We start from the raw sequence: 9,821 nt of genomic DNA, 5'->3' as shown, positions 1-9,821 counted from the left end.
CCCAACACCCCGAATGCCCCCCCCGATTACCCCCCCCCAAAAGGGCGTTGCGCGCCGCCATACCCCCCCCCCCGCCCCGCCCCCCCCCCCCCGCCCCCCCCCCGCCCGCCCGGCGCCCCCCCCCCCCGGCGGCGGGCCGGTCCCGCCGCCGCTCGAACGCAGCGATCCGCATCCGCGCCCGGCATTCCGGCGCGCTCCCCTCAGTGAAGGACACGGCATGAGTGCCGAGCACATCAAGCGCGCCGTCCCGGCCCGGCAGCGCACCCCCGCCCCGTTGCCGCTTCCGAAGGAGAAGGGCGCGCTGCCCCTGGTCGACGGCATCCTCCACGCCGACCTGCTGCCACCGGAGATCGCCGCAGAGGTGACAGCGCCGTTCCGGGCCCACGGCGAGCCCTACGTCGGCGTCACCACGGACGGCACCCCCGTCCCCGGCCTCTACCGGCTGACCGACACCGGGCACCGGCCCACCGCGGCGGTCGACGCCGCTGTCGCGTACCTCGACGCCCTCACGCCGTTCGAGCGGACCGTCGCGCGGCTGCCGATGGACTCGCCCTCCTGGCGGCTGTGGACCAACGCCATGCCGACCTGGGCCCCCAAGGGAATGCGGCTCGAACGCCTGGGCGCCACACCGCGCGAACTGGCCCTGGCCGTCGTCGGGGCGAGCCTCAGCCGCGAGGGGTTCGATCTCGTCCGCGCCGCGATGCGGCTCAACGGCGCCCTGGGCGAGCTGATCGACGACTACCGCGACACCCTGACCGAATTCACCTACTGGTTCACGGTCTTCGGCGATCCCGCCTCAGGACGGCCGTGGGGCTGGCAGCTGATGGGACACCACGTCGACGTGCACTGCGTCTTCGTCGGCGGCCAACTCGTCCTCGCCCCCGTGTTCCTCGGCGCCGAACCCACCTCCTGCGACACCGGGGCCTACGCCGGCGTCCGCGCGTTCGACGACGAGACGGAGCGCGGCCTGAGGTTCCGCCGGTCCCTCACGGCGCGGCAGGAGAGCAGTTTCCTGCTCAGCCGCTCCGTCACCGCCGCCGACGTGCCGCCGGACTCGGCCGGCCCCTTCAACGGCCGGCACCTCGCCGGGGCCGGCCAGGACAATCTGGTCCTGCCGCCCGAGGGGATCAACGGCGGCGAGCTCTCCACGGGCCAGCAGGACCTGCTCCTCGAACTCGTCCGCGTCTACCTGGGCCGGCTCCCCGCGCCGCACGCCGAGCGCAAGCTCGAAGAGGTCGCCCGGCACCTCGACGACACCCACTTCGTCTGGCGCGGCGGGCACGACGACGTCTGCGCCTTCTTCTACCGAATCCACTCCCCGGTCCTGCTCGTGGAGTACGACAACCACCCCGGCGTCTTCCTCGCCAACGAGGAACCCGCGCGCTACCACGTCCACACGATCGTCCGCGAACCCGGCGGCAACGACTACGGCAGGAACCTCCTCGCCCAGCACTACGCCACCCACCACACACCAGGCAGCGGCCACTGACCCTCTGCCCCTCGGGGGCCGGCGGGGCCGGTACCGGGGCGCGCCGGGTGGAGGCCGGGTGGGCTCCGGGCACAAGAAAAGGCAGGTGGGCGCACGGCCTCCTCCTGCCACTTTCAAGATATAGCGCACAGGGGGCCTTGCGGCAAGGCCCCCTGTCTGTCGCACAATCGTCCGCCGAGACCGGAAGAACCGGAAGAGCCGGAAGAGCCGGACATCGGCGATTCGCGCGGTATCCGCACCCCCTGTGGGCATACGGGAGCGCGCCGTCGCGGGCCGGCCGGGCGACTGTGTGAGGGGTTGCATGATCGACGTGATCATCGCAGGGGGCGGGCCGACCGGCCTGATGCTGGCCTGCGAGCTGCGGTTGCACGGCGTGCGCGTGGTCGTACTGGAGAGGGACCCGGAGCCGAGCGGTTTCGTCCGCGCGCTCGGGCTGCACGTCCGCAGCATCGAGGTGCTCGACCAGCGCGGTCTGCTGGAGCGGTTCCTCCCGCTCGGCAAGCAGTACCGGGTCGGCGGCTTCTTCGCGGGCCTCGCCGCGTCGTGGCCCGAGGGGCTGGACACCGCGCATTCGTACGTCCTCGGCATCCCGCAGCCCGTCACCGACCGCCTGCTGGCCGAGCGCGCCACCGAGCTGGGCGCGGAGATCCGGCGCGGCCACGAGGTGACCGGGCTGCGCCAGGACGACGACGGCGTGACGGTCGAACTGGCGGGGGACGCAGATGAGATCGGCGGCGGGGGCACGACGCTGCGCTCGCGCTATCTGGTCGGCTGCGACGGAGGCCGCAGCACGGTGCGCGGGCTGCTCGGCGTCGGCTTCCCCGGCGAACCGAGCCGGGTGGAGACGCTGATCGGCGAGATGGAGGTGGGCGTGGAGCAGGAGACGGTGGCCGCCGTGGTGGCGGAGGTCCGCAAGACCCAGCGCCGGTTCGGGCTCGGGCCCATGGGGGACGGCGTGTACCGGGTGATCGTGCCCGCCGAGGGGGTCGCCGGGGACCGCTCCGTACCGCCGGGCCTGGAGGAGTTCCGAACGCGGCTGCGGGCGGTGGCCGGTACCGACTTCGGCGTGCACTCACCGCGCCGGCTGTCCCGCTTCGGTGACGCGACCCGGCTCGCCGAGCGCTACCGGGCCGGCCGGGTGCTGCTGGCGGGCGACGCGGCGCACATCCACCCGCCGACCGGCGGACAGGGCCTCAACCTCGGCCTCCAGGACGCGTTCAACCTCGGCTGGAAGCTGGCCGCAGAAGTGGCCGGCTGGGCGCCGGAGGGGCTGCTGGACAGCTACGAGAGCGAACGGCGGCCGGTGGCGGCCGACGTGCTGGACAACACGCGCGCGCAGATGGAGCTGCTGTCGACCGCGCCGGGCGCCCTGGCGGTGCGCAAGCTGCTGTCGGAGCTGGTCGGCTTCGAGGAGGTGAACCGGTACCTGATCGAGAAGATCACCGCGATCTCGGTCCGCTACGACGTCGGCGAGGGCCATGATCTGCTCGGCCGCCGCCTGCGGGACGTGGAGCTGAAACGCGGACGCCTCTACGAGCTGACGCACGAGGGCCGCGGGCTGCTGCTCGACCGGACGGGACGCCTCTCGGCCGCCGGCTGGGCGGACCGCGTCGACCACGTCGTGGACGAGAGCGCCGAACTCGACGCGCCCGCCGTGCTGTTGCGGCCGGACGGCCATGTGGTGTGGGCGGGTGCGGACCAGGCGGATCTGGTGGCACCGCTGACCCGGTGGTTCGGCGCCGCCACCGGGTGAGGCCGCGGGGAACGCCGGGGCGCGCGGGGGCCGTGCCCGTCCCGCGCGGCGCACTCAGGGCCCGGTCGGCACACCGCCCGTCCCGCGCGCACTCAGGGCGCGGCCTGCACCCGCCACAGGACGACGGCGTCTCCGTCCGCGCACGCGAGCAGCGGCTCGGTCGGGGCGAAGGCCGCAGCCCTCGGACCACGGCCCGGCGCGGTGAGCGGCGCGCCCACCGGCCGGCCGGTGGCGGGGTCCCACAGCCGCACCGTGTGGTCCATGGCGGCCGAGGCCAGCAGTCTCCCGTCGCCGGAGAAGGCCACGGCCCGTACGGCGTTGCTGTGGCCCGTCAGCACAGTCCCGAGCGGCTGCCCCGCGACGGGGTCCCACAGCCGTACCGTCTCGTCCCAGCCGCCGGTGGCGAGGACGCGCCCGTCCGGTGAGAAGGCCGCCGCGCGCACCGCGCCCCGGTGGCCGGTCAGCGGCGCGCCGGCCGGGCGGCCGGTGGCCGTGTCCCACAGGCGGACGACGGTGTCCTCGCCGCCGCTCGCCAGCAGCCGGCCGTCCGGCGACAGCGCCACGGTGTCGGCCCCGCCCCTGTGCCCGGTCAGCGGCCCGCCGACCGGGCCGGGAGCGGCCGGGTCCCACAGGCGTACGGCCCCTTCGAGGCCGGCGCTCGCCAGCAGCGTGCCTCCGGCGGCGAAGGCCAGGTCCCAGACGGCGTCGGTGTGGCCGGTCAGGGGCGCGGCCAGCGGTTCGCGGGTGGCCACGTCCCACAGGCGCACCGTGCGATCGCGGCCGCCGGTCGCGAGGACGCGTCCGCCGCGGGCGAAGGCCACGGCCCGGACACCGCCGTCGTGCCCGGTCAGCGCCGCGCCCGCGGGCTCGGCGGTCGCGACGTCCCACAGGCGCGCGGTGCCGTCGTCCGAGGCCGTCGCGAGCAGGCGCCCGTCCGGCGCGAACGCCACGGCGCAGACCCTCCCGGTGTGCCCGCGCACCGTCGTCCCGCTGAGCGCGAACGCCCGTCCCGGCCCGGGGTCTTCCGGCCCAGAATCCCGTCCTGGCCCGGCGGCGCGCTCCGGCGCGGGGGCACCTCCGGCGGGCCGTGGCGCGAGGGCCGCGGTGATCCAGAGCCGTGCCACGTCCGCGTCGAAGAACTCGATCGACTCGCCGTCCCGTTCGACGCGGAGCAGCGGGACGGGCCGCCCGCCCGCCGCCGGATGGACGTGTACATCGCCCTCGACGGTGCCCACCTGGACGACGGGGCCGAGGACACGCGCGTCGCCCTGGACGACGTTGGCACTCCTGCCCCCGGCGGTCTCCTCCGTCCCCAACGGGCCACCCCCGAACCGGCGTAGCGCACCGCGGACACGGCGCGCCTCGACCGTCCTCAGGCTAGCGTTCCCGCCGCGCGCGGACCCCCCACCCGCGCCGCGCGGACCGTCACTCGTCCTCGCCGGACTCCAGGTCGCCCTCCGTGTCCAGGAAGACCTGGCGCAGCTGGGCCAGCACCTGCGGGTCGGGCTTCGCCCACATGCCGCGCGACTCCGCCTCCAGGAGGCGCTCCGCCATGCCGTGCAGGGCCCAGGGGTTGGCCTGCTGGAGGAACGCGCGGTTCTCCTCGTCCAGGACGTACGTCTGGGTGAGCTTGTCGTACATCCAGTCGGCGACGACGCCCGTCGTCGCGTCGTAGCCGAACAAGTAGTCCACCGTGGCGGCGAGTTCGAAGGCGCCCTTGTAGCCGTGGCGGCGCATCGCCTCGATCCAGCGGGGGTTGACGACGCGCGCGCGGAACACGCGGGACGTCTCCTCCACGAGGGTGCGGGTGCGGACCGTCTCCGGGCGGGTCGAGTCGCCGATGTACGCCTCGGGCGCGGTGCCCTTGAGCGCGCGGACGGTGGCGACCATGCCGCCGTGGTACTGGAAGTAGTCGTCGGAGTCCGCGATGTCGTGTTCGCGGGTGTCGGTGTTCTTCGCCGCGACCGCGATCCGCTTGTACGCGGTCTCCATCTCGTCGCGCGCCGGGCGGCCCTCCAGCTCGCGGCCGTACGCGTAGCCGCCCCACACGGTGTAGACCTCGGCGAGGTCCGCGTCGGTGCGCCAGTCGCGGCTGTCGATCAGCTGGAGCAGGCCCGCGCCGTAGGTGCCGGGGCGGGAGCCGAATATACGGGTGGTGGCCCGGCGTTCGTCGGCGCCCGCCGCCATGTCGGCCCGCGCGTGCGCCCGTACGTGGTTGTGCTCGGCGGGCTCGTCCAGCGAGGCGGCCAGCCGCACCGCGTCGTCCAGCAGGGCGATGGCGTGCGGGAACGCGTCGCGGAAGAAGCCGCTGATGCGGAGTGTCACATCGATGCGGGGGCGGCCGAGCTCCTCCGCGCCGATGGCTTCCAAGCCGGTGACCCGGCGCGACGCGTCGTCCCACACCGGCCTGACGCCCAGCAGCGCGAGCGCCTCCGCGATGTCATCGCCCGCGGTGCGCATCGCGCTCGTACCCCACAGGGACAGGCCGACGGACTCGGGCCATTCGCCGTTGTCGTCGCGGTAGCGGGTGAGCAGCGAGTCGGCGAGCGCCTGTCCCGTCTCCCACGCGAGGCGGCTGGGGACGGCCTTCGGGTCGACGGAGTAGAAGTTGCGGCCGGTCGGCAGGACGTTGACGAGGCCGCGCAGCGGCGAGCCCGACGGGCCGGCCGGGACGAAGCCGCCGTTCAGCGCGAGCACGGCGTGGTCGATCTCGTCGGTGGTGCCCGCGAGGCGCGGTACGACCTCGCGCGCGGCGAAGTCGAGGATGCGCGCGACCGCCTCCGGCTGCCCGGCCGCGACCCCGGCCACGGCCGACGGCTCCCAGCCCGCGTCCTCCATCGCCTGGACGAGGGCACGGGCGCGCGCCTCGACCTCGTCGGCGGCGGTGCGGGTGGCGGCCGACTCGTCGAGGCCGAGCGCCTCGCGCAGACCGGGCAGCGACTGCGTGCCGCCCCAGATCTGCCGGGCGCGCAGCACCGCGAGGACCAGGTTGACGCGGGTCTCGCCGGTCGGAGCGCCGCCGAGGACGTGCAGGCCGTCGCGGATCTGCGCGTCCTTGATCTCGCACAGCCAGCCGTCGATGTGCAGCACGAACTCGTCGAAGCCCTCGTCGTCCGGCCGCTCGTCGGGGTCGAGGCCGAGGTCGTGGTCGAGCTTCGCGGCCTGGATCAGCGTCCAGATCTGCGCCCGGATCGCGGGCAGCTTCGCCGGGTCCATCGCGGCGATCTGCGCGTGCTCGTCCAGGAGTTGCTCAAGGCGGGCGATGTCGCCGTACGACTCGGCGCGGGCCATCGGCGGCACCAGGTGGTCCACCAGCGTGGCGTGCACCCGGCGCTTGGCCTGGGTGCCCTCGCCCGGGTCGTTGACGAGGAACGGGTAGACCAGCGGCAGGTCGCCGAGCGCCGCGTCGGGCGCGCACGCGGCGGACAGGCCCGCGTTCTTGCCCGGCAGCCACTCCAGGTTGCCGTGCTTGCCGAGGTGGATCATCGCGTCGGCGCCGAACCCGCCGTCGTCCCTGGCCGCCTGTATCCAGCGGTACGCGGCGAGGTAGTGGTGCGAGGGCGGCAGGTCCGGGTCGTGGTAGATCGCGATGGGGTTCTCGCCGAAGCCGCGCGGCGGCTGGATGAGGATGAGCAGGTTGCCGCGGCGCAGGGCGGCGAGGACGATGTCGCCCTCCGGGTTGTGCGTGCGGTCCACGAACATCTCGCCGGGCGCGGGGCCCCAGTGCTCCTCGACCGACTCCCGCAGTCCTGCGGGGAGCCGCGCGAACCAGCGGCGGTAGTCGGCGGCCGGGATGCGCACCGGGTTGCGGGCCAGCTGCTCCTCGGTCAGCCACTCCTGGTCGTGGCCGCCCGCGTCGATGAGCGCGCGGATCAGCTCGTCGCCGTCGCCGGAGGCGAGGCCGGGGATGTCGGGCATCGGGCCGGGGTTTCGGGGGCCGTCCGTTCCGCCGCCGTCCGCCGCTGCCACCGGGCCGAAGTCGTAGCCCTCGGCGACCAGGCGGCGCAGCAGCGCGACGGCGCTCGCGGGGGTGTCGAGGCCGACGGCGTTGCCGATGCGGGAGTGCTTCGTCGGGTACGCGGAGAGCACCAGCGCGAGGCGCTTGTCCGCGTTCGGCAGGTGGCGCAGGCGGGCGTGGCGTACGGCGGTCCCGGCGACGCGCGCGGCGCGCTCCGCGTCCGCGACGTACGACGGCAGGCCGTCCGCGTCGATCTCCTTGAACGAGAACGGGACCGTGATCAGCCGCCCGTCGAACTCGGGCACGGCGATCTGACCGGCCGCGTCCAGCGGCGACAGCCCCTCGTCGTTGGCCTCCCAGTCGGCGCGCGAGCCCGTCAGGCACAGCCCCTGGAGGATCGGCACGCCGAGCGCGGCCAGCGCGCCCGCGTCCCACGACTCGTCGTCCTCGCCGGCCGAGGCCCCGGCCGGCTTGGTGCCGCCCGCCGCGAGGACGGTCGTGACCAGCGCGTCCGCCGCGCCCAGCGTCTCCAGCAGGCCGGGTTCCGGCGTACGCAGCGACGCCACGTACAGCGGCAGCGGGCGTCCGCCCGCCGTCTCGATCGCGGAGCACAGGGCGTCCACGAAGCCGGTGTTGCCGCTCATGTGGTGGGCGCGGTAGTAGAGCACCGCGACGATCGGTCCCGCCGCACCGGGCGCGGCCTCGCGCTCCAGACGGCCCCAGGCGGGCGCGGGCGCGGGCGGCTCGAAGCCGTGGCCGGTCAGCAGGACGGTGTCGGACAGGAACCTGGCGAGCTGGTCCAGGTTCGCGGGGCCGCCGTGCGCGAGGTAGGCGTGCGCCTCGGCGGCGATGCCGATGGGGACCGTGGAGGCCTCCATCAGCTGCGCGTCGGGCGCCTGCTCGCCGGTCAGGACGACCAGCGGCCTGCCGCTCGCCCGCAGCGCGTCGATGCCGTCCTGCCAGGCGCGCAGTCCGCCGAGGAGCCGTACGACGACGAGGTCGGCGCCCTCCAGCAGGCCGGGCAGATCGTCCAGCGGCAGGCGCGCGGGGTTGGCGAACCGGAAGGGTACGGCCCCGCCCGCCGCGTTCGCGGCGCGGGCGGAGAGCAGATCGGTGTCGGACGTCGACAGGAGCAGCAGCATGCGGCGTCGTGCCTTCCTCGGGGTCCGCGCCCCGGGCGGTGGTGAGGACGGCGGGAGTTCCTGACTTCACCCGGGCCGGTGTGCCGGGCTCACAGTGGCGGGACCGCGCCGGATTCGCACCGGGCTTCCTCCCAGACGCCGTCGCTGGTCCCTCGATAGTAGGCGGTGCTGGTCACGGCTGGGGAGGGCGCGTCGGGCGGGCGCTCGGCGCCCTCGGAGGCCCGGAGGTACGTGGGTATGCTCGCCGCCATGCCCTCACCCACCTCGCCCGTTGGCGCGCACCGGGACGAAACGCCCGTACGCGACCGCGGCGACGCCTGCCCCGGAGCGCTGCGGCTGCATGCCGCGGACGACGGCCGGCTGGCCCGTCTGCGGCTGCCGGGCGGCCTGCTGACGGCACGTCAGGCGACGGTTCTCGCGGAGGCCGCGGAGCGGCTGGGCGACGGGCACCTGGACATCACGTCGCGCGGAAACGTTCAGCTGCGGGGGCTCGCGGAGGCGTGCGCCGCGCCGCTGGCCGCGACGCTGCACGACGCGGGGCTGCTGCCCTCGGAGCGGCACGAGCGCGCCCGCAACATCGTCGCGTCGCCGCTCGCCGGGGAGGACGAACACCCCTTCGCCGACGTGCGGTTGTGGGTGGCCGAGCTGGACGCGCTGGTGTGCGCGAGCGCCGCCGCGGCGTCGCTCTCCGGCCGGTTCCTGTTCGCGCTGGACGACGGGCGCGGCGATGTGGCCGCGCTGGGCGCGGATGTGACGTTGCTCGCAGAGGCGGCCCGCGGGGGGACGGCCGTGCTGTGCGTGGGCCGCGACCGGCTGCGGGTACGGGCGGCCGACGCGCCACGGGCCGCGCTGCTCGCGGCGGAGACGTTCCTCACATCGGCGGCGGGCACCGGCGCCTGGCGCGTACGGGAACTGCCGGACGGCCACGGCCTGTCCGCGCGCCTGGCCACCGCGCTCGCTGCGGCGGGCGTCGCAGCGGAGCCCGTACGGGGCGGCCCGGACCTGCCGCGCGGGGCTGCCCCCGCACTCGGCGTGATCACGGCACCGGGCCGGGGGCGGTCCGCCGTCTCCGTACAGCCGCGGCTCGGCCGGCTGACCGTGGCGCAGTGGCGGCTGCTCGCGGCGGCGGGCCAGGGCCTGCGGGTGACGCCGTGGCGCGGCCTGATCGTGCCGGGGCTCACCGCGGGGGCGGCCCGGGAGCTGCTCGCGGCAGCCGGTGCGGCGGGCCTGGTGACGAGCGCGGACTCGCCCTGGCACCGCGTCGGCGCGTGCACCGGCAGGCCGGGCTGCGCGAAGGCCCTCGCGGACGTACGGGCGGACGCGGAGGCGCTCGTCTCGCAGGGGCGGCACCGCCACGAGCTGCCCCTGTACTTCTCCGGCTGCGCGCGCCGCTGCGGGCACCCGCAGGGCCCGTACGTCGACAAGGTCGCGACGGGCGAGGGCGCGTACACGACCACGGCGCCGTCCCCGGCCCCGACC

Annotated in this window: 5 protein-coding genes and 1 riboswitch; of the genes, 3 read left to right on the top strand and 2 right to left on the bottom strand. The window is 75.5% G+C overall.

All coding sequences use genetic code 11. The features are described 5' to 3' along the window. Positions 1 to 217: 217 nt before the first annotated feature. Positions 218 to 1,489 carry a DUF3500 domain-containing protein gene (locus LCE31_RS29190; RefSeq protein ID WP_225019503.1) on the top strand — a complete coding sequence of 424 codons (1,272 nt, stop codon included), beginning with the start codon at positions 218 to 220 and terminating at the stop codon, positions 1,487 to 1,489. 301 nt (positions 1,490 to 1,790) lie between these two features. Further along, positions 1,791 to 3,242 (top strand): rifampin monooxygenase, encoded by a 1,452-nt coding sequence (gene rox, locus LCE31_RS29185; protein ID WP_225019500.1) that lies wholly within the window; start codon positions 1,791 to 1,793, stop codon positions 3,240 to 3,242. Positions 3,243 to 3,334: 92 nt separating this feature from the next. On the opposite strand, the gene LCE31_RS29180 is transcribed toward rox, so the two are convergent. Together LCE31_RS29180 and cobN are read right to left on the bottom strand one after the other, a co-directional pair. Then, positions 3,335 to 4,558, bottom strand: coding sequence for a WD40 repeat domain-containing protein (locus LCE31_RS29180; protein ID WP_225019498.1), 1,224 nt, complete (start codon positions 4,556 to 4,558; stop codon positions 3,335 to 3,337). Positions 4,559 to 4,667: 109 nt separating this feature from the next. Further along, on the bottom strand, positions 4,668 to 8,342 hold the full coding sequence (gene cobN / locus LCE31_RS29175) for a cobaltochelatase subunit CobN (protein ID WP_225019496.1): 3,675 nt from the start codon (positions 8,340 to 8,342) through the stop codon (positions 4,668 to 4,670). A 54-nt stretch (positions 8,343 to 8,396) separates the two neighbouring features. Further along, positions 8,397 to 8,473: riboswitch (cobalamin riboswitch) on the bottom strand. A gap of 118 nt (positions 8,474 to 8,591) precedes the next feature. On the opposite strand from cobN, the gene cobG reads away from it, so the two are divergent. Next, positions 8,592 to 9,821, top strand: a 1,230-nt coding sequence (gene cobG, locus LCE31_RS29170; RefSeq protein WP_308042326.1) for a precorrin-3B synthase, incomplete at its 3' end; no start/stop codon positions are given.

This window comes from Streptomyces sp. 8L (genome assembly GCF_020176795.1).
In the GTDB taxonomy this organism is placed as follows: domain Bacteria; phylum Actinomycetota; class Actinomycetes; order Streptomycetales; family Streptomycetaceae; genus Streptomyces.
Note: the sequence above shows the minus strand (reverse complement) of the source record. Positions and strands in the feature narration are given on the sequence as shown.